This is a genomic window from Pedobacter sp. TM02 (assembly GCF_059705275.1).
In genome coordinates this window covers 3,016,214-3,037,252 of record NZ_AP046530.1, presented here as the reverse complement: position 1 = coordinate 3,037,252, position 21,039 = coordinate 3,016,214, and the positions used below count along the sequence as shown (strand labels likewise).

The 21,039-nt window shown below is 44.0% G+C and carries 19 protein-coding genes; 9 read left to right on the top strand and 10 right to left on the bottom strand.

Annotated elements, in window-relative coordinates; genetic code table 11:
* Window position 1: 1 nt before the first annotated feature.
* From AC6H1S_RS12935 to cmk, 5 genes are all read right to left on the bottom strand, one after another.
* On the bottom strand, window positions 2-994 hold the full coding sequence (locus AC6H1S_RS12935) for a S41 family peptidase (protein ID WP_497563880.1): 993 nt from the start codon (window positions 992-994) through the stop codon (window positions 2-4).
* A 147-nt stretch (window positions 995-1,141) separates the two neighbouring features.
* Entirely contained in the window at window positions 1,142-3,076 is a 1,935-nt protein-coding gene (rpsA, locus tag AC6H1S_RS12930; protein ID WP_497563879.1) for a 30S ribosomal protein S1, read from the bottom strand.
* A 227-nt stretch (window positions 3,077-3,303) separates the two neighbouring features.
* Window positions 3,304-4,788 carry a TPM domain-containing protein gene (locus AC6H1S_RS12925; RefSeq protein WP_497563878.1) on the bottom strand — a complete coding sequence of 495 codons (1,485 nt, stop codon included), beginning with the start codon at window positions 4,786-4,788 and terminating at the stop codon, window positions 3,304-3,306.
* A 26-nt stretch (window positions 4,789-4,814) separates the two neighbouring features.
* Window positions 4,815-5,651 carry a 3-keto-disaccharide hydrolase gene (locus tag AC6H1S_RS12920; protein WP_497563877.1) on the bottom strand — a complete coding sequence of 279 codons (837 nt, stop codon included), beginning with the start codon at window positions 5,649-5,651 and terminating at the stop codon, window positions 4,815-4,817.
* 82 nt (window positions 5,652-5,733) lie between these two features.
* Window positions 5,734-6,414, bottom strand: a complete 681-nt coding sequence (gene cmk, locus AC6H1S_RS12915) for a (d)CMP kinase (protein WP_199136388.1) — start codon at window positions 6,412-6,414, stop codon at window positions 5,734-5,736.
* Between the two features lie 162 nt (window positions 6,415-6,576).
* On the opposite strand from cmk, the gene arfB reads away from it, so the two are divergent.
* Together arfB and AC6H1S_RS12905 are read left to right on the top strand one after the other, a co-directional pair.
* A complete protein-coding gene (gene arfB, locus AC6H1S_RS12910; RefSeq protein ID WP_199136390.1) occupies window positions 6,577-6,984 on the top strand; it encodes an alternative ribosome rescue aminoacyl-tRNA hydrolase ArfB in 408 nt (135 codons plus the stop codon).
* Window positions 6,985-7,120: 136 nt separating this feature from the next.
* A complete protein-coding gene (locus AC6H1S_RS12905) occupies window positions 7,121-8,158 on the top strand; it encodes an MAC/perforin domain-containing protein (protein WP_497563876.1) in 1,038 nt (345 codons plus the stop codon).
* A 79-nt stretch (window positions 8,159-8,237) separates the two neighbouring features.
* Here AC6H1S_RS12905 and AC6H1S_RS12900 read toward each other — a convergent pair whose 3' ends face one another.
* Both AC6H1S_RS12900 and lon read right to left on the bottom strand, forming a co-directional pair.
* Complete coding sequence (locus tag AC6H1S_RS12900; protein ID WP_497563875.1) at window positions 8,238-9,203, bottom strand: lipid A deacylase LpxR family protein; 966 nt, start codon at window positions 9,201-9,203, stop codon at window positions 8,238-8,240.
* Window positions 9,204-11,681 carry an endopeptidase La gene (gene lon, locus AC6H1S_RS12895; RefSeq protein ID WP_199136396.1) on the bottom strand — a complete coding sequence of 826 codons (2,478 nt, stop codon included), beginning with the start codon at window positions 11,679-11,681 and terminating at the stop codon, window positions 9,204-9,206.
* Between the two features lie 304 nt (window positions 11,682-11,985).
* Here lon and AC6H1S_RS12890 point away from each other — a divergent pair, with 304 nt between their 5' ends.
* A complete protein-coding gene (locus AC6H1S_RS12890; RefSeq protein ID WP_497563874.1) occupies window positions 11,986-12,609 on the top strand; it encodes a tetratricopeptide repeat protein in 624 nt (207 codons plus the stop codon).
* A gap of 52 nt (window positions 12,610-12,661) precedes the next feature.
* On the opposite strand, the gene AC6H1S_RS12885 is transcribed toward AC6H1S_RS12890, so the two are convergent.
* Entirely contained in the window at window positions 12,662-13,186 is a 525-nt protein-coding gene (locus AC6H1S_RS12885; RefSeq protein WP_233165611.1) for a hypothetical protein, read from the bottom strand.
* Window positions 13,186-14,706 carry a 2,3-bisphosphoglycerate-independent phosphoglycerate mutase gene (gene gpmI / locus AC6H1S_RS12880; protein WP_497563873.1) on the bottom strand — a complete coding sequence of 507 codons (1,521 nt, stop codon included), beginning with the start codon at window positions 14,704-14,706 and terminating at the stop codon, window positions 13,186-13,188. The genes AC6H1S_RS12885 and gpmI overlap by 1 nt, the downstream gene beginning before the upstream one ends.
* Before the next feature lie 170 nt (window positions 14,707-14,876).
* On the opposite strand from gpmI, the gene AC6H1S_RS12875 reads away from it, so the two are divergent.
* The 5 genes from AC6H1S_RS12875 to AC6H1S_RS12855 all read left to right on the top strand — a co-directional run bounded on the left by AC6H1S_RS12875 (window position 14,877) and on the right by AC6H1S_RS12855 (window position 18,317).
* Entirely contained in the window at window positions 14,877-15,281 is a 405-nt protein-coding gene (locus tag AC6H1S_RS12875; RefSeq protein WP_233165612.1) for a DUF4783 domain-containing protein, read from the top strand.
* Between the two features lie 41 nt (window positions 15,282-15,322).
* Window positions 15,323-16,165, top strand: a complete 843-nt coding sequence (gene nadC, locus AC6H1S_RS12870) for a carboxylating nicotinate-nucleotide diphosphorylase (protein WP_497563872.1) — start codon at window positions 15,323-15,325, stop codon at window positions 16,163-16,165.
* Between the two features lie 50 nt (window positions 16,166-16,215).
* Window positions 16,216-16,863, top strand: coding sequence for a glycerol-3-phosphate 1-O-acyltransferase PlsY (gene plsY / locus AC6H1S_RS12865; protein WP_199136406.1), 648 nt, complete (start codon window positions 16,216-16,218; stop codon window positions 16,861-16,863).
* Between the two features lie 100 nt (window positions 16,864-16,963).
* Window positions 16,964-17,779: a M48 family metallopeptidase gene (locus AC6H1S_RS12860; protein WP_497563871.1), complete on the top strand. Its 816-nt coding sequence runs from the start codon at window positions 16,964-16,966 to the stop codon at window positions 17,777-17,779.
* Between the two features lie 94 nt (window positions 17,780-17,873).
* Entirely contained in the window at window positions 17,874-18,317 is a 444-nt protein-coding gene (locus AC6H1S_RS12855; protein ID WP_497563870.1) for a DUF4844 domain-containing protein, read from the top strand.
* Between the two features lie 346 nt (window positions 18,318-18,663).
* Here AC6H1S_RS12855 and AC6H1S_RS12850 read toward each other — a convergent pair whose 3' ends face one another.
* Window positions 18,664-19,914, bottom strand: coding sequence for an anthranilate synthase component I family protein (locus AC6H1S_RS12850; protein WP_497563869.1), 1,251 nt, complete (start codon window positions 19,912-19,914; stop codon window positions 18,664-18,666).
* A gap of 195 nt (window positions 19,915-20,109) precedes the next feature.
* On the opposite strand from AC6H1S_RS12850, the gene AC6H1S_RS12845 reads away from it, so the two are divergent.
* On the top strand, window positions 20,110-20,979 hold the full coding sequence (locus AC6H1S_RS12845) for an alpha/beta fold hydrolase (protein ID WP_497563868.1): 870 nt from the start codon (window positions 20,110-20,112) through the stop codon (window positions 20,977-20,979).
* The last annotated feature ends 60 nt before the right edge of the window (window positions 20,980-21,039 follow it).

The window sequence follows — 21,039 nt, the reverse complement described above, 5'->3', positions numbered from 1 at the left end:
TTTACTTTTTGCCTAGTACCTCTAAGGCCTTTTTTATATAAAGATCATTGTTTTTAGTGCTCTTTTTGGCTTCGATTTTAAACTTAGGTATAAGGCCTTTTCCGATTTCGCTATATTCGTTTTGGAGCCTGTCTATGGTATTACCTTCGGTAAGCGCGATAAAAGCACCGTCGGCCAGCTTATGTTCTTGGTTTCCAGAAGTTAGGCCAGCGGTATTTTCTCCAATGAAGCTTACGTTTTGTTGACCGGCAAATGCAATGGCCGCAAATTCGCCAGAGCTGGCTGTTCCCTTATTGATTAATATAGAAATAGGCTCTTTCAAGGCCTTTAGTCTTAGTTTATTGATGCTGAAATGGTGCATCACCTTGTTGTTCTCGTATAGTTTTCCGTTTTTATAGCCAAAATAAAGCACCTTGCCAGCTCGGTCTTTCATGCCAATTACTCTTGTATGATCAAGAAAAGGCGATATGGCCGCATACATCGGATAAAACATACCACCTTCGTTGTCTCGAAGGTCGATGATCCATCCCTTTGGCTTTCTTTGTTGCAATTTGGCCACTTTGAGGTAAAAGGTATTTACATATTCATTCCAATCGTTAAAGTTGTAAGAAGCAATAGAGGGAAGCGAAATATATGCATACCGATTAGCTAAAAAAGCGGTATCTATTACTGGAAACTTTTGTCCTGTAGCCCTGTACCCCAATAAATAAGCCTTTACCATTTCTGGTGGGAAGAATTTAGAATGCGCATCTTTTAACTGTGCCATCGCGTTTCTAATGATAGGGTAGGTAGCCCTGATGGTTTTGGCGTTAGTGGCATCAGCTAAGGCAGTGGTGTATACTTTTTCCCAATCAACCTGATCTTTGTTAACCGAACGATTCTTCATTAGCTGAAGCGCGTCAAGTACATAAACTTTAATGCTGTCGGCTTGTGCAAAAGCGCTAGAAATGTAAATAGAAAAGACAAGAAATAAGAGGATCAGTGGTTTTTTCATACATGGGATTCCGGAGCGCTAAATATAGAAACACTTATTAAGTTTTAGAAACTTCGCCCGTGTTATTTCACAACGTCACAAATATTTGAGCAAAAAAAATCCCGATAACTTTCGCTATCGGGATGATATGATTAAGCTGGTTAAAAACTATTTAGATTTGTTTTTGCTTTCTTCGCCTTCCATTTGCTCTTTCAATTGAGCCAATACGCTAAGATCGCCTAAAGTAGATTTCTCTACAGAATCTTTTACTTTTTTAACTGCAGTACTAGCTGCTTTTGCTTCTTTTTTCTTGGTTGCTCTTTCTTCGGCAACTGCCTCAGCTTTAGCCTCTTCCCAAATGCGGGCATGAGAAACAACGATACGTTTGGCATCTTTGTTGAACTCAATGATTTTGAAATCGTTGGTTTCTTCAGCTTTGATTACAGAACCATCTTCTTTAGCCATGTGTTTGGTCGGTACGAAACCTTCAACACCGTAAGGCAAAGCGATAACGGCACCTTTGTCAGTTACTTTAACTACAGTACCTTGGTGGATTGAATCCAAAGTAAAGATCGTTTCGAAAGTATCCCATGGGTTTTCTTCCAATTGTTTGTGGCCTAGGCTCAACTTGCGGTTTTCAACGTCAAGTTCCAAAACAACTACGTCTAAAGTATCGCCAACTTTGGTGAATTCGTTAGGGTGGTTGATTTTTTTAGACCATGAAAGATCAGAAATGTGGATCAAACCATCAATTCCTTCTTCAATCTCAACGAACACGCCGAAGTTAGTCATGTTTTTAACAACAGCTTTGTGTTTGCTTCCGATTGGATATCTTTCAGCAACATTTTGCCAAGGATCTTGGGTCAATTGTTTGATACCCAAGCTCATTTTGCGCTCGTCTCTGTCTAAAGTCAAAACTTCAGCTTCGATCTCGTCGCCAACTTTCAAGAACTCTTGAGGCGAACGAAGGTTTTGCGACCAGCTCATTTCTGAAACGTGGATCAAGCCTTCAACACCTGGAATGATTTCCAAGAAAGCACCGTAGTCAGCTACAGTAACGATTTTGCCTTTAACTTTCGAACCAACGGTTAAATTGGCATCAAGGTTCTCCCAAGGGTGTGGAGTTAATTGTTTCAAGCCTAAAGCGATACGTTTTTTCTCGTCATCGAAATCTAAAACAACCACGTTGATTTTTTGATCCAATGCCAATACTTCTTTCGGATGCTCTATGCGGCCCCAAGAAATATCAGTGATGTGCAATAAGCCGTCTACACCGCCCAAATCGATGAACACACCGAAATCGGTAATGTTTTTAACCGTACCTTCAAGTACTTGTCCTTTTTCCAATTTAGAAACGATTTCAACTTTTTGGCTTTCTAGATCGTCTTCAATTAACACTTTGTGAGAAACAACTACGTTTTTAAACTCGTGGTTAATCTTAACAACTTTGAATTCCATGGTTTTACCCACGTATATATCGTAGTCGCGGATAGGTTTGATGTCGATTTGAGAACCTGGCAAGAACGCCTCAACTCCCATAATGTCGACAATTAAGCCACCTTTAGTACGGCTTTTTACGAAACCATTGATAATGGTGTCATTGTCAAGCGCAGCGTTGATGGTTTCCCAAGAACGTTGAGTTTTAGCTCTCTTGCGAGAAAGGATCAACTGACCGTTCGCATCTTCCGGAGCTTCAACGAATACGTCAACTGAGTCGCCGATTTTCAAATCCGGCATGTCGCGGAACTCTGAAGTAGATACCAAACCGTCAGATTTAAAGCCAACGTTTAATACGACGTCTTTGTTGTTGATAGAAACAACAGTACCGCTAATGATTTCACCTTGGGTGATTTGGTTGAAAGTATCGGTATACATGTCTTCAAACTTTTTACGGTCTTCGGCATTGTAATTACCAAATACTTTATCGTCTGCATCCCAGTCAAAATCTTGATCTGGAGTAGCCAACGATGATTTGATTTGTTCGATCGATACTGAATCAGCTTCTGATTCGATCGTCTCTTTTTCGGTTAGACGGGCGTCTGCACCTTGCAATTCGGCTGTTTTAGCCACTAGTTCTTTTTCTGCTACTTGTTTTTTAGCCATTAATTAATTATCTCCTTTGTTCCCTATTTAGGGACTGCAAAGGTAGAAAATTCTTTTTTAAAAGAAAAGAATTTTTTAATAAATGTAGCTGATTTTTAACCGATTGTAGTAGGGGTATGGGGTGTCAGTTGTGGGTTATGGGTTCCGCGTTCGAATGAAGAGCTATGGTATTAGCAATCCAAAGCCGGCATCCCACAGCTTGTAACTGGCAGCTCATCACTGTAAAACTACCAGCTGCCACCCGCACCGCCACCGCCGCTGCTGCCACCGCCCCAGCTGCCACTGCTGCTAGAGGAAGAACTGCTTGAGGAACTGCTACTGCCGCTTGACGATGAGCTTTCGCGGACCAGCATGGCCAGTGTAATCCATTTGATGAATTCCTCGTGCTTGCAATTTTCGCAGCGCTTGATTTCCTTGGCCTGGCCTTGGCTTGAATACGTAGCTGGCTTGGTGGTAATCTCCTGTGGTTCACTAAAAGTCCTAAAATGGCAGGCCGGACATTCGCTAAAATGGCTATATTTTTCGGCAGGCCATTGTTTAATGATATGCTCCTTTTTGTCGTCGCTCAGCCAAATGTCGTAATCGTAAACCTGGCTCAGCTCTTCCTCGCGCTGGCCTTTTGTTAAATATGGGCTGCCGGCTACGTTTACATCGCGATCCACGCGGCTCATTGGCCTGCCTTTGCTATCGTTGATAGGAGCAAAACGGTCTGTTGTGCGGCTGCGCAAACCGAGATGCTTGAGCCACATGATGACAATGAGCGGAGAAAAAAGCAACATCCACCAGTTTCTTCGCTGGAAGGATTTGGCTTCGTCCATAAAATTCTTGTCGTCGTTATGCAGTTTTCTCAAATTGCCCAACTGGTAGGTATAGCTAAAGAAAAAAACGATGGCAAAAACGATATAGAGCACCAAGGGCACTTCTTTCCATCCAAAATTGTCGAAAAAACCAGAAACGATGCCAAAAACAAATAAAAAGACAAGTGCAAAAGCGATAAAGACCATGCTTGCGCAGCCTTTTATAAAAATAGAATCGTAAGTGGTTTTCTTCTTTTTATCTTCCGAACTGAGTGTAGGTGCTTGTTTGTTCAAGATCTTAAATGCACCAAAGAAAAGTAAAATCACAAAGCCGCAATAAAGCAGGTTGGATTTCCAGCCGTTCTCTTTTTGCTTTTGCTGGGCAATCAGCGAATTGATTTCGTCTCTGCTGCGGCCGTCGGTGAGTACCTCATAAACTTTTTGCACAGCATGGAGGATGCCGTCGCTGTATTGGCCTTCCTTAAAGGCAGGCACCAGGCTGTTTTCGCCAATATGCTTGAGCGTTACATCGGGTAGGAGGCCTTCTACGCCATAACCACTAATGAAGCGGTACTTTCTCCTGTCGATAGCCACAAATAACAATAAGCCATTGTCGCTTCCCTTTTTGCCAATTCCCCATTTGTTAAACAGTGCGGTGGCAAACTCGGCATCTTCATGGTCTTGGTCGAAATCGCTCATCACAACCACGGCCATTTCTACCTTGGTCTGTTTTTCGAGTTGGGCAATCAGTCTGTTCAGGCTGTCTATATTGCTTAGGTAGCCGTCGGGATCGCTCACAAACTTATCTTGTCCGTTCTTTTTGGGATCGGGAATTTCGCCGAGCTTGTAGTGCTTTTGGGCGAGAGCGGTAAATGCGAATACCAAAAATAAGATTGCGAAGCTTAGTTTTTTCATTGGTTTACCGGTTTATTTGAATGGTACTACCCTTCTTTCTTGAGCTTTTCAACCATCTGCGCCAGCTTTTTCTGGTCTTTGGCATAAGGAGCCAAATCGAACAGCTTAACGGTTCTGAACTCGATGGGGTGACTTTCGCTTTGCAAGGAGATATAACCGGATGTTAGGCGCTTGCCATCTTCTTTCACTTTCGGATCGAAATTAGATACATTGCCGCCACCAATTTGAGGCCTGGTATATTCGAGTACTACTTCTTTGTCAATGATATGCTGGATCAGCGAATCGCCTAGCACCAAAAACTCTGCGGTTACCCATTGGTCGCCGTGGTAGGTCTTCGATTTCGAGTCGAGGCAGTGTGCTGTATACAGTTTGTTCTGGTAGTAAATGGTGGTGCCCGGTGTACAAACGTTGCTGGTATGGCGTTCGTTTACGCCATCGCCACCTAAAATCTGCCCTTCGATAGAAATAGGGAAGTCCTGGTCTTTGAGCATGGTTTCGGGGGCCTGGCCATGTAGCATGGCGCCGCTGTTTCGCAATGCCCAGCCTGCGCCGCCTTTAACTTGCTCGCCCACAAAACGGTATTCTACTTTAAGCAGGTAATAAGAGAATGGTTTTTTGTAGAAAATATGGCCATACTGATCGTCGAAGTTGGTATAGCCATCATAACTTACCTTCATCAGCCCATTTTCGACCCTAAAGGTATTGGCGAAATTGTCGTTGAGTTCGTGCTTGGAAATTTTTACTTTCCAGTCTTTAAGGTCTTTGCCGTTAAAGAGGTTGATCCAGCCTTTTTGGGCATGAACGGTTAAACTGCCTAACAGCAAGGCAAATACAGTAATTGATTTTAAATAGGTCGATCTCATGAGATATAGTATAGATAATTGACCTAAAATAGGAAAATATTTGATAACCTGACGAAAAGCTGCTGATTGGCAGTAGTGGAGGCTATTTAGGCAGAAACGGTTGTACCTTTTCCAAGGCAAAGGCTAACTGCTCTTCCTGGGTAAGTTCGGTATTGTCGAGGATAATGGCGTCGTCGGCCCGGGTTAGCGGACTTTCTGCGCGGGTGGTGTCGGCGTAATCGCGGTGGGCCAGGTTTTCGAATACCTCTTCGAGCGTAGTTGTGGTATCGCCTTTAGATTGGAGTTCCTTAAACCGACGTTCGGCCCTGATTTTTGGGTCGGCGGTCATAAAGAATTTCACCTGCGCATCTTCAAAAACAGCAGTGCCGATGTCGCGGCCATCCATCACGATGTTTTTTGATTTGCCCATCCGCTGCTGCTGCATAACCATATCGTGGCGCACCAATTTGTTGGCCGAAACTTCGCTTACTCTTTCCGAAACGGGCATCTGCCTGATTTCGTCGGAAACTTCTTCGCCGTTGAGCAAAATATGCGATTCGTAATCGCGCGAATGGAAATTGAGTTCAATGTGCTGCAGGGCATCTTTTACAGCGGCTTCATTATTGACGTCGACTTGCTTACGGATAAAGAAAAGGGTAACTGCACGATACATGGCGCCACTATCGATGTAAATAAAACCTAATTTCTTGGCCAATGCTTTGGCCAAGGTGCTTTTGCCGCAAGATGAGTAGCCATCAATTGCTATAACCACATTTTTTCTCATGCGCTACAAAGGTAATGTTTTAGGGGAGATATGGAAAGTTAGATTTAAGAAAGATTTGAGATGTGAGTATTGGGAGATGGGCTACCGAGACCGCTTTCTGCTTAGGGCTTTAATCTTTGGGCTACTAGCATGGGTTTACCTTAGAATTACTAGTTTTGCGTTATGGTACCCTCAAAAGAAGAACTGGTTAAGGAAGTGCTGATTAAAACCTCGCGTAGCGGTGGCAAGGGCGGTCAGCACGTCAACAAAGTGTCGAGCAAAGTAGAACTGGTTTTTAACATTGCCGCAAGTTCTTTTTTTACCGAAGAGGAGCAGGCCTTGTTGCAAGAACGCCTGGCTTCGCGCCTGGATGCCGAAGGCAATTTGCATATTGTAGCGCAAGAAGACCGGAGCCAATTGCTCAATAAGCAACGTGCGATCTTAAAACTGGGCAACCTGTTGTCTAAATCGCTGCAAGTACAGAAAAAACGCAAGCCAACCAAGGTGCCCAAAGCAGTAATCGAAAAAAGATTGCAAAATAAAGCGGCAAAATCTGAAAAAAAACGAAATAGGAAATCCCTTGATTTTTAACGGTTTGCTTATTTCGTCAAAGCTGAGTTTGTTTTCTGTATTCAAAATGTTGAGAAAACTAAAGCAAAAACCGGCTTTTTAGATACGAATGGCATTAAAATTGTCAAAGGTGTGTACACACAAATAAAACACACACATGAAAAAAACAATCCTAGCCCTGGCAGTACTTGCCACGCTTGCCTCGTGCAAAAAAAACACGGACCAAATCACTAAGCCTGAAGAGGAAAAATTCTCGCCCGACATTGCGGTTGCCATTGCCGATGGCCAATTGCTAAACGATCAGACCCAACAAGGGGATGCTACTTACAACCTTTTGGGTTTTGGTTATGATGTAACCGACCAGTACAATGATGTTCATTCGGTGAGGCCGGCAGTTATTAACGTAGCGGCTTATGTTTCAGCCAATCCCGGCAGGTTTAATCCAAACAAATCGACATCGGCATATTGGGTAAACTTTAGCGGGGAAAATGCTGCGGATTTGGCGGCGCAACTATCTAACAAGATAGACCAAACCAATGGCATAAAGGCTTTTGGCAATACCATCAGTGCCGCATTTCCAGGTGCCAATACCTTCGATGGCAAATATGTTTACGGCTATTATTCTCAAATTGCGGTCCGCGCACGATTAAGCATCACAGATGGAGCCAATAGTCCGTATACCAACTACCTGAGCACTGCCTTTGCACAAGATGTCAATACCTTGAGCGCTGCCGACCTGGTTAAGAAATATGGTACGCACGTGCTCAGCAAAATTGATCTGGGCGCTAAAATCAATGTAGTTTATCAGGCCGAAGCCCCTAAAACCGATAGAAAGAAAATAAGTGCGACCGGCTTGAGGTATGCCATGAAGAACATTTTCGGATTGGGTACTGGCGAATTGGACCCAATGGATTTAAAAGCTTTGAACGCCAATACAGGAGCCAAAATTTACTATGATGCCTTTGGTGGTGATCAGTCTAAGCTGAAAGTAACCAAAATCAACAATAAATCGGTTATTAACATCACCGACTGGCTTAACAGTGCTACCGAAGAAAAAGCAAGATTTATCGGCGTTTCTTCAGAGGGTGGATTAATTCCATTGTACGAACTCGTTGCCGATGCCACCAAGAAAGCCGAAGTAAAGAGCTATATCACAACCTATATCCAAACACGCGAAGTAAAAGTTCAGAACTAACAGGCTTTTCAATTTCACAACAAAAAAGGGGCAATTTTTAATTGCCCCTTTTTTGTTCCAAGTAAATATCGTTTATGGTTTAAGCGCCTGATTTGCCAAAGCGATAGTACATCGAAATGGTGCCATACTGATGGGCTTTTGCACTGCTTTTGATTTCCTTTGATTTAAACAGCAGGCCAAAATCGAAAGTAAAACGTGGCGAGCTGTAATTAAAACCCAGCTGCTGCGCAAAAACAAAGCGTTTTACGCCAAAAGTAACTGGGCTATCATGGTTAAACATACTGCCTTGTACGGTAGCATCATAGGCTACAAAGTTGAGTTGCGGTTTGGCATAGAAGAACAATTCATGCTTGGTCAGCTTTTCGGTCTTGCCTTTGTTGCCAATTACCGAACTGGTATAAGCCGAGTTGAACAGTTGGTTTATCCTGCCGGCCCTAAATAAAACTCCGGCACCTGCACCGCTAAAAGTTGTACCCACATTGGCATAGCCTTCAACAGAGAAATCGGTGGCCTTATCGGCTGCACGATGCAACAGCTGGGTATATTGCGCCGAAAGATTAACGGCCATTTCGTTCTTGATCTGGTATTGCCAGCCGTCAATTTCGTAAAAGCCTACAATTTTATGCAAAAGCTCTTGGGCATCTTCACCGAGTGCATGAGGCCCAACGGTTCCCACTTCTAAACCAGCTTTTAATACGCTTTCGTTCTTGTAGAATAGATTTACATTGCCACCAGCATACAAATAGCCCGCAAAAGGACGGTCTTGCGTAGCCGGATCGGGCCTGTAACCTGAAATGGGATTGTACATTTTTTGTCCTGCGCTCACCTCGTAGGTGAGTTTTTCGAGCTTACCACTTAATTTTTGCTGATCGGTAGCATGTCGAAAATAAATAAACAGTCCGTTGGTATAATAGCGGTCCTGGCCATAAAAAAGATAGGCGTCGTTGTCGCTTTTAAAACCGAACTCATTGCTGTAAGACTGGGCAAAGCTGCTTAGGCCACAAATGATGAGCAGGGTTAAAGCCAAAAAAAACTTTGATTTCATTTAGTTGGGATTGCTGGAAACGTTTTTCTTTATGGTTAAATCCTGTGCATTTTTTACCTTGTCTTTGGTCAATGCAATATCAATAACCTCTTTCATTTCGCTAACATAATGAAATTTAAGGTCTTTAATGTAGTCTTCCTTAATCTCTAAAATATCTTTGCGGTTTGATTGGCAAAGGATAATTTCTTTGATGTTTGCCCTTTTGGCCGCCAAAATCTTTTCTTTGATGCCACCCACAGGCAATACTTTGCCACGAAGCGTAATCTCGCCGGTCATGGCCAGATTTGGTTTGACCTTGCGTTGGGTAAACGCCGATGTAAGGGCCGTAAGCATGGTAATACCTGCCGATGGACCGTCTTTAGGCGTAGCGCCTGCCGGAACGTGTACATGCACATCGTACTGGTCGAAAAGTTCGTTTTCGATGCCGAACAACTGGGCATGTGCCCTGAGGTAAGCCATGGCAATAATGGCAGATTCCTTCATTACATCGCCCAGGTTGCCGGTTAGGGTTAGTTTGCCTTTACCCGGACTTAAACTGGCTTCGATAAAAAGGATATCGCCACCAACCTGCGTCCAGGCCAATCCGGTTACCACGCCGGCTACTTCGTTGCCTTCGTAAAGGTCTTTGTCGTAAATCGGGGCACCCAAAATGCGTTCTACATCTGCCAACTGTAGGGCCGGATCGTAGCTTTCTTCCATGGCAATTTTAGTGGCAATGCCACGCACTAACGAACCTATTTTCTTTTCGAGGCCACGTACACCGCTTTCGCGGGTGTAGTCTTCGATTACTTTTTCTATTAACGAATTTTTAAGCGTTATGTCTTTGCTGTTCAAGCCGTGCAGTTCTTTTTGCTTTGGCAACAGGTATTTCTTGGCAATTTCTATTTTTTCTTCAATGGTATAGCCGTTTACCTCGATAATTTCCATACGGTCGAGCAGGGCAGGCTGTATAGAGCTGAGCGAATTGGCTGTGGCGATAAACAAAACGTTGGAAAGATCGTAATCGGTTTCCACGTAATGATCGTTAAAGGCATTGTTTTGCTCGGGATCTAACACTTCCAGCAAGGCCGAAGAAGGATCGCCCCTAAAGTCAGATCCAACCTTGTCTATCTCGTCCAGTACAAAAACCGGGTTCGAGGCACCAGCTTTTTTAATGGATTGGATAATGCGGCCAGGCATGGCGCCGATATAGGTTTTTCGGTGGCCCCTGATTTCGGCTTCATCCCTTACGCCGCCTAAGGCCATACGAACATATTTACGGTTAAGCGCCTTGGCTATAGATTTGCCCAGGGAAGTTTTACCAACTCCCGGAGGGCCCACCAAGCACAGGATAGGCGCTTTCATGTCTTTTTTCAGCTTAAGCACAGCCAAATATTCAACAATGCGCTGCTTCACTTTTTCTAAGCCAAAATGGTCTTTGTCCAAAATGCGCTGGGCGCGTTTCAAGTCGAAGTTGTCTTTGGTAAAGTCATTCCAAGGCAGGTCGAGCAAAAGTTCCAAATAATTCATTTGGATTGAATAATCTGGTGCGGCAGGGTTCATGCGTCCCAGTTTTTCCAATTCTTTGTCGAAATGCTCGGCAACGGCTTTGGCCCATTTCTTTTTCTTGCCGCGAGCTTGCAAGGCTTCGTACTCCAGGTCTGAAGAGTTGCCACCCAACTCTTCCTGGATGGTTTTCAGTTGCTGGTTCAAGAAATAATCGCGTTGTTGCTTGTCGAGGTCGGTGCGCACCTTAGATTGGATCTGGTTTTTCAGTTCCAGCATCTGCAGTTCGGTGGTTAGCAGTTCCATCACCATTTCGGCACGTTTGCGCAGATTGCCCATTTCGAGCATTTTCTGTTTGTCGGCCACATCTGCATTCATGTTCGAAGAGATGAAGTTGATCAAGAAAGAAGTGCTTTCGATGTTTTTGAGGGCAATGCCGGCTTCGCTCGGAATGTTGGGCGACAGCTGGATAATCTGCGACGACATTTCCTTGATCGAAGCCACCAAAGTTTTGAACTCCTTATCAGCCTTGTGCTTGGTTTCGGCAAATTTTGCGATAATAACCTTGATGTAAGGTTCAGACTGCACTTCTTCAACCAGTTGGAAGCGTTGCTTGCCTTGGATGATTACCGTGGTATTGCCATCGGGCATCTGCAGCATTTTGATGATCTGCGCCACGGTGCCCACGCTGTTCAGCTGCTCAAAGGTAGGGTCTTCTATCGAAACATCGCGTTGCGAAACCACCCCGATGATCTTGTCGCCTTTGTAGGCTTCTTTAATCAACTTGATGGATTTATCGCGGCCTACGGTAATCGGAATAACCACACCCGGAAACAAAACGGTGTTTCTGAGGGGTAGTATCGGTAGGATTTCTGGCGTTTCTTCATTGTTCATGTCGTCTTCGTCTTGTTGAGACATCAACGGAAAGAACTCTGTGTCTTCGTTTATGATGGGTAGTGCTTGACTAAAATCGAATTGATCCTGTTTGCTCATTAAGTAAGGCCTTTAACTATATAAAACGACAAAGTGACAGCATGCCGTTAAAAAAATATTAATTTTATGTTACAAGCTATATTTTCAACTCTTGTGCCAAAAAGCCAAACGACCTGATTGCCTGTTAAAAAGTCAGCATTAAAAAAAATAGCAGACTTCATCATATTTCAACTAATTTAGCGTTTACCTTAATATTTGCAAATGATATAATTTTGTGTTTAATTGCCCCCTATTGCTTTACCCATGGAACAAACACTCTTATTTGAAAAGGGATTTGTAATTTTAACCTAAAACACAACGCTTAATGACTTACTTTAAAAAAACGGTTTTTTTATTTTTTGTACTTACAGGGTTTTCGACCGCTTTTGCGCAAGGCAATTACGAAAACATGGGCCGACAGGCTTTTGTGAAGAGTGATTTTAAGACCGCAGTTGCCCAGCTGGAGAAAGTAGAAAACAATGACAGCAATCCGAGCGTGCTCAAAATGCTGAGCTATTCTTATTTCCAGTGCGGAGATTATGAAAAAGCAACCGATGCCTATAGCCGTTTGATCACATTGAAGCCGAACGATTATTCTTCCTATTACTACCGTGGCAAAGCGAGGCTGAATATTGCCAATGCGCCTAAAGAATCGCTCAACAGCATGCGCGAAAACTTTTACCAAACCGCCATCAAGGATTTTACAAAGGCCATCGAAATCAATGGCGAAGACGATCCGCAGATTTTGCAGAATAGGGGCATTGCGTATAAGGATTATGCAATATTCAAATCCTATAAAATTAAAAAGGCGCCTGAAAAAGCAGCTTGCGTAGCCCAATTTAACAATGCCATTAACGATTTTCAGAAAGTACTGACTGTACAGCCGTTCAGAAAAGACATTATTGCTTTGGTTGATTATGTAAAGGCGCAGATTGCCAGCCTGAAATAATAGCCGGCAAAAGATATTGAAAAAAAAGGCCCCGAAATTTTCGGGGCCTTTTTTAGTTGAACTTTCCAGTAATCTCGTATTTCTTCTCGGCCCGGAGCCTGATTTGCTGTACTTTTTTAATTTGGTAAAGGCTATCGGGATAATAGCTGAGGCTGTCGTTAGACTTGTAAAGGTCGTTGGTGTTGCTCACAAAGATCCTGATGGCACTGACCTTGTTACCCTTAAAGCTAACTTCTAGTTTTTTGACAGGTACTTTAGCATTTTGGCTGGTATAAGTGCTCATGCCGTTGGCTAGGCTAGAACTAAAGGAACCACGCCACGCCGCCTTGTTGATGTCGGATTGGATAAAAAGGTCTAATTCTTTCTTCCAATCGGCAATTTTTACTTTATGGGTTTCGCTTTTTCCACCCACCACCACTGTTTTGTTAATCAAAGGCTTAGCCTTTTGCAAACGCAACGCCTCTTTTTTTAAATAGCCTTCCAGGTCGAAATAGGCTTTGGTATTCTTGTTTTCCTGCTCTTTCAACGTGCAGGAAGCCAACGCAAGCGCCAAACCAAACAAAAACAGCTTCTTCATTATACCAAACAATTGCCAGTCATGACTTCGGGAATGGCAATGCCCATCATTTTGAGGATGGTGGGAGCTATATCGCCCAATTTGCCGTCGGCAATGCTGTGGTAATCTTCGTCTATCAAAATGCAAGGTACCAGGTTGGTTGTATGCGCAGTATTGGCCGAGCCGTCGGGATTGATCATGAATTCCGAATTGCCATGGTCGGCTAGAATGATGAATGAATAACCATTGGCTTTGCCCACTTCTACCACCTTGGCAGCGCAGGCATCGGCTGTTTCTACGGCTTTAACTACGGCATCGAAAACGCCGGTATGGCCAACCATATCAGGATTGGCAAAGTTAAGACATACAAAATCTGCCCAGCCGGTAGCCAGTTCCTTGGTAATGGCCTCGGTAATACCGGTAGCACTCATCTCCGGCTGCAGATCGTAGGTGGCCACTTTTGGCGATGGAATTAAAATGCGTTTTTCGTTGTCGAATTCTTTTTCCCTGCCACCCGAAAAGAAGAAGGTAACGTGCGGGTATTTTTCTGTTTCGGCAATGCGGATCTGGTTTTTATGATTAGCGGCCAAAACCTCGCCCAAGGTATTGGAAAGGTCGTCTTTGGTAAAGATAACCTTTACGTCGGCAAAGCTTTCGTCGTAGGTGGTCATGGTTACGTAGTACAAAGGCAGCTTGTGCATGCCAAAGTCTGGGAAATCCTTTTGGCTCAAGGCCAGGGTAATTTCGCGGCCACGGTCGGTTCGGTAGTTGAAACAGATCACCACGTCGCCCGGCTTAATGGTCGCCACCGGACTGCCATCGGCTTGAGTTACCACAATCGGTTTAACAAATTCGTCGGTAATGTGGTTCTCGTACGATTTTTTAATAGCTTCTTCGGCATTGGTGGTTTTTTCGCCCAGGCCATTTACCATCAGATCGTAGGCTTGCTTCACCCTTTCCCAGCGGTTATCTCTATCCATGGCATAATAGCGTCCAATGAGACTGGCAATTTTGCCGGTAGAAGTTTTCAGGTGTGCATCGAGGCTCGAGATAAAGCCAAGTCCAGCATTGGGGTCGGTATCCCTGCCGTCTAAGAAAGCGTGTATAAAAACATCTTTCAGGCCTTTTTCGTTGGCGGCATCACACAAAGCCTTGAGGTGATTGATGTGCGCATGTACGCCACCGTCTGAAACGAGTCCGATAAAGTGTACAGCCTTGTTTTGTGCCTTGGCATAATCGAAGGCATTAACCAGTACTTCGTTGCTGTGCAGCGTTCTGTCGCTAATGGCCTTGTTAATGCGCCCCAGCTCTTGGTAAACCACTCTTCCGGCACCCAAGTTCATGTGGCCCACTTCAGAGTTGCCCATTTGGCCGGCCGGCAGGCCAACGGCTTCGCCAGAGGCTTCTAGTTTTGAATTAGGGTAGGTTTGGAGCGCAGAATCGAAAAACGGAGTGTTGGCCACATAAGCGGCATCTGATTTGTCTTTTTTTCCGTAGCCCCAGCCATCAAGAATAAGAAGTACTACTTTTTTTGCTTTCATTATTTGAAATTATATGTTTAAACAACAATATTTGCGGCATTAGTTGTTTACTGATCTGTTTATTGTTTACAAATATAAGCCTAATGATGCCTTTAAATGAAAGTTTTTGCACTTTGTGATTTAATTAATGGCATAATTTTGGCTTGTAATTCTGCAGTTTGATATCACACATGATGAAACCTTTGCTTGCGTTTTTGCTGTTGCTGTTGCATTTTCCTACGAATAAGGCATTTCAGGCCGATATTGTTGATGATTTGTCCAATAATTTCAAGGCCGGAAACTCTAAAGAAATTGCCAAGAGCTTTGCGGCGTCTGTAGAACTAATCATTATCGACCAGGAAGATGTATACAACAAAGCACAGGCCGAACAGATATTGAAGGATTTTTTTGTGAAGAATCCGCCCAATCGTGTTTCTATTATCCACCGCTTGAGCAATTATCCCAATTACCGCCTGGGTATTCTTTCGCTGGGCACCAAAAATGGGAAGTTTAGGGTAACCATTACCATGAGCCTTAAGAAACCGACTAATAATTTCTTAATCACCGAGTTAAGGATAGAGCCGGATAAAGAGTAGCATTTCAGCCAAAAATTGCTAATTTTGCAATAAAAAAAGTTTTGGATAAGCAATTAGTTGATCTATTTATCAAAAATGCCATTGCCGAAGATGTAGGCGATGGAGATCATACCTCACTTTCTACCATACCGGCAGGTACACAGGGAAAAGCCCAGTTAATTGTTAAGGAAGACGGCATATTGGCCGGCGTGGAGCTTGCGCTCGAAATCTTCCAGCAAATTGATCCTGCCCTGCAGGTTGAAGTCTTTTTAAAAGACGGCGATGCGGTTAAGGTAGGCGACATTGCTTTTGTGGTGGCCGGGAGTACGCATGCGATTTTGCTGGCCGAGCGCCTGGTGCTCAACTGTATGCAGCGCATGAGTGGCATCGCCACCAAAACCCACCGCATTGTAACTTTGTTAAAACCATATAAAACCCAGATTTTAGATACGCGCAAAACCACTCCTGGCCTGCGCTATTTAGAAAAATGGGCCGTAAAAATTGGCGGAGGAGTCAATCACCGCATCGGTTTGTACGATATGATCCTGATCAAAGACAACCACGTTGACTATGCTGGCGGCATTGCCAATGCCATTGAAGCGGCAAACAGCTACCTGGCGCAAAACCATAAGCAATTAGACATCGAAATAGAGGTAAGAAACCTCGCCGAGCTGCAGCAGGTATTGGCAACGGGCAAAGTAAACCGCATTATGCTGGATAATTTTGAGCCGAAGTTGCTTAAAGAAGCTGTAAAGCTGATCGATGGGCGTTTCATTACCGAAGCATCAGGTGGCATTGTGGAGGCCAATGTGGCCGATTATGCCGCCTGTGGTGTCGATTACATCTCGATGGGCGCCCTAACCCATTCGGTAAAAAGCCTGGACCTGAGTTTAAAAGCGTGCTAAGACCAAATTCTGCCGACGTGAATCTGAATTTTTTAGTATAATTGTAGGTCATGATTTCGATCTATTCCATTTCAGCGCTAATTGCGGCCTATCTTTTAGGATCTATCCCAACAGCGGTTTGGCTGGGGCAGGCCTTTTATGGCGTTGACGTGCGCGAATACGGAAGCGGCAATGCCGGAGCCACCAATACTTTTAGGGTTTTGGGCAAAAAGGCTGGTATCGCCGTTATGCTCATCGATATTTTTAAAGGCTACACAGCCACTCAATTGGCCCATTTTATAGGGCTTTCGGTTACGGGGCCACATAACTCTACTCAATTCGTCAATTACCAATTGGCGCTAGGCGTAATTGCCGTCATGGGCCATCTATTCCCTGTTTTTGCAGGTTTTAGAGGTGGCAAGGGCGTGGCTACGCTTTTTGGAATGGTTTTGGCTGTAAACTTTCAGGCTGCAATGCTTTGCGTGCTGGTTTTTGTAGTGGTGCTGCTGGTAAGCAAATACGTTTCCCTGAGTTCGATATGTGCGGGCTTTACTTTCCCGATCGGTATTGTGTTTGTTTTTCATTCTTCAATCAAATCGGAAGTGCTTTACGGAATCTGTGTATGCATCCTGATTTTGGTTACACACCAAAAAAACCTCGAAAGACTGCTCAAGGGCAAGGAATCGAAAGTTTACCTGTTCAAGAAAAAACAGGCTTAAAGTACCTTTGCACAAACTATTGGCTCCTTTATTTGTTAGGAGAAATGGTTAGGAACAAAACTAAACAGTTAGACAAATACACTGAATACAGATTTAATAGATGAAAAAATTAGCGATTTTGGGCTTGGCAACAGGGATGTTGGCAATTGCCGGATGTACCACGGTTCCTTTAACCGGCAGAAGCAGGTTGAGTTTGGTAGACGATAGCCAGCTGCAGCAACAGGCAGCCATTGGCTATGCCCAGTTGTTGAGCGATCCGAGCACCAAGGTAGTGGCAGCCAACTCTGCAGAAACGCAAAGAATTAAACGTATTGGAGCCAATATTGCTGCTGCGGTAACCAAATACATGAACGATAATGGCTTTGGCGACCAGATCAGGAACTACAAATGGGAGTTCAACCTTATTCAAAGCTCAGAAATCAACGCCTGGTGCATGCCGGGAGGTAAGGTAGCCGTTTATACAGGCATTTTGCCCATTACCAAAGACGATGCCGGTTTGGCCACTGTAATGGGTCATGAGATTGCACATGCCATAGCACAGCACTCGGCCGAGCGGGCTTCGCAAATGATGGCGGCGCAAGTAGGTGGTGCGGCGGTTGGCGTAGCTACCGGCAATAAATCGGAAACTACACAAGCCGTAGTTAACCAGTTGTACGGCATTGGCGCACAAGGCTTGTATATTTTGCCTAACTCGCGCAAGCAGGAATTGGAAGCCGATAAAATGGGCCTTTCATTCATGGCTATGGCAGGTTATAACCCGCAAAACGCCATTGCTTTTTGGCAAAGGATGGCCGCGGCCAGCAAGAACGGAAGCAAGCCACCGGTTTTTTTAAGTACCCACCCAACCGACGAAAGCCGTATTGCCCAGATACAAAGAGATTTGCCAGAGGCCATGAAATATTATAAAGGCAGATAAGGCCTAATAAGGTAGAAGGTCTTAAGGTGGAAGGCATAGGGTGTAAGGTTTAGGCTTTACACCTTTTTGTTTGTAAAAATTAATATCTTTCGACATGATAAACCGTAAATTTTCGCCCTCTATTATTGCGATATTTGGCGTATTGTTATTTTTGGCATGTGGACAAAATACCAAGAAAGCAGATCAAGTAACAATGACAAAATTTGAAGAATTTAAAAACAAGGAAAAATTTCTAAAAGACGAAAAAACGCATTATCCAGGGATAGGAAACCCAGCCCTAATACCCGCTTTAACTGAAAAAATCAATCTTGTTGCGGATGATTTTAAAAATCTAGCCCAAAAAGGTGATGCAAGCGATAAAGATTATCAAGATGCAATAAAGGCTGGGTTAGATAGGTTTTCAGCCATTTACAATGAACTTGATACAGAGGATAGAGAGCAGGTTTGCTCTTACTTTGAAGAATTAATGGACTTAGTAGGACTTGAAAGTTCTGGCGGACACTTAAATGATTTTATGTACGGTTTTAATCCATCTTAAGATCAAACGCTAAGCATTTGACTTATCTTTTTTTGAAAGCTGAGATAATTCCAGCTACTAACATCAATTCTGCTATCCTTACAAGTCCTCGGCTCCGGACTTTTCATCTGGGTACCAAGGCTGGCGTTGCTATTTCTGGTTGCACAGGCCTAGGTTAAATAGCCCTGATTGGAGCGGCATCCTTTTTTGCCACTGAGGCAAAAAGATACAGCGGAAAGCAGGACTGACTTCAATCCTGACTGCAGGCACTGAGCTCCATGTAATCAAAAACCTGCCAAATGCACAAGCCCGTTTGTGGACGCCAATCGCAATACCCCAATACGTACTACTCCATATATGCATAACGCTAATTGCCCAATACCTTCATAATCGCCGATGCTTTAAGCAGGCATTCCTCGTATTCGTCGGCTGCATTGGCCGCATAGGTAATGGCGCCGCCAACCTGAAAAGAAAGGTATTGCGTATTTTCATTATACAAGATGCTTCTGATGATGACATTAAAGTCGAAGTCGCCATTAGGACTGATACAACCAAAAGAGCCCGAGAAGGCCCCCCTTTTGCTTTTTTCGTACTGCTCAATCAGTTCCATGGCCTTGATTTTCGGCGCACCGGTCATCGAGCCCATCGGAAAGGTGTTTTTAATGGCATCCACCCAATGGATATTCGGATCAAGCTCACAGCTAATGGTCGAAATCATTTGGTGCACCTGCGGAAAGCTGTAGATGCCGAAAAGTTCTTCTACTTTTACACTGCCTTTAACGGCATTTCTGGTCAAATCGTTGCGCACCAGGTCTACAATCATCACGTTTTCGGCCTGCTCTTTAACGCTCGATTTCAATGTGGCTTTGATCTGCTCGTCGACTATCGGATCACCGTTTCTTTTGGCAGTGCCCTTAATGGGTTGCGAAATCAGCTTGTTGCCCCTTTTGCATAGAAAACGCTCTGGTGTGGCCGAAAGGATATAATGTTGGTTAAGCTTGAAAAATCCCGAAAACGGGGTAGGCGAAAGGGCATTGAGGGCTTCGTAAATCGACAGGGGATCAATTGAAGCATGTTGTGCAAAAAACTCCTGGCAAAAATTAACCTCGTAAATATCGCCCCGCTTGATGTGGCCTTGCAAAGCCTCAACCGTTTGGATATACGTTTCGCGATCGAAGCGTTTTTCGATAGCCAGTTTGGGATTGTCGTGCCTAATCAGCTCAATCTGCTCGATCTCGTGGATGATGGAAGCATTGCCTTTAAGCACTTTGACGGCGTTTTTTTGTATCGCCAACAAGTATTGTGGTACAAAGAAATAGAGGTCTGGAAAATGGAGGTCATCGCTGTGCGAACTGGTTAAATGCTCTACTTCGTTTTTGAGTTCATAGCTAAACAAGCCAAACAGCCAGTCGCGGTGCTGTTCGTAAAATGAGCGGAGCTGGGCAAAAGCAGTTCCGGCGTTAGCTTTTAATTGGTGTTGCTGTCCGATGGCGATGAGGCAGTCGTATTGCGCATAAGGATCAGTATATTGATTGGAATCCAGGTAGCAACAAACATCGAAATTCATGGCCCATTGTTTGGCCTTTTGCTTAAATAAGATAATTTCGTCCCCGTTCATTTTCGCCGTAAAGGTATTAAATGCCAACAAAATTGTAAAATAAGATTGGCCTAGGCGGAAAGTATGTTTAGCTTGCTGTTGACTGGTTTTGTTAAGGTGTTTTAAAATAACGAAGATGCACTTGCAACCAAATTCAAATTGGCACCGTCTTTCTCCTAACTAGCTTGAATTTATATGCTTAAATAAAACAACCTTATGAAACGAATTTTATCAACCCTCATCCTTTTCTTGTTTGCCCTGTCCTTACATGCGCAAACCACCCCGAAAGCCGATCAGCCAAAGATACCTTATGGCGATAACAAAGCTGCCGGCCATTACGCCAAGATACGAGGCATGAACATGTATTACGAGACTTATGGCGAAGGCCAACCTTTGCTCATTATCCATGGCAATAGTGGCTCTATTGGCGACTTTAGCAAGCAGATCCCTTATTTTGCCAAAAAATACAAAGTCATTGTGGCCGATAGCCGCGACCATGGCAAGACTTTAGATACCTTGAATATGGTTGATTCACTGTCTTATGAGCAGATGAGCGATGATTATGCAGCGTTGCTTACGCATTTAAAGATCGATTCGGCCCTGGTGTTGGGCTGGAGCGACGGAGGCATTAACGGTTTGTTGCTGGCCATGCGCCATCCAGAAAAGGTAAAAAAACTGGCCGTAACCGGCGCCAACCTTTGGCCCGATACGAACAGCGTGGAGCCGTTTATATTGAAATATTTTGATGGCATCAAAAAATACTACGACAAGCAAAAGCCATCGATAGCACGTACGGTATTGCTGAGGCATTTTAATTTGCTGTTGGCGCAACCACAAATCAAGCCCGCCTCACTGGCTCAAATCAAGTGCCCGACGTTGGTTATGGCCGGCGATCAGGATGTGATCAAGGCAGAACATACGCTGCTTATTGCCAAGTCTATTCCAAAAGCCAACTTATGGATAGTGCCCGATTCGGGCCACGGATACCTCGTACTGAGAAGCGTTGATAAATTCAATACCGAGGTTGATGAGTTTTTTCAGCGGAAGTACAAGAAAATAGCCGGAAGAGCGCTCTTGCAAAACTGATGATTTGTTGCCGCATGATTAAGCAGAATTGTTGTATTTTGTGCAAGGAATCAATTTAAC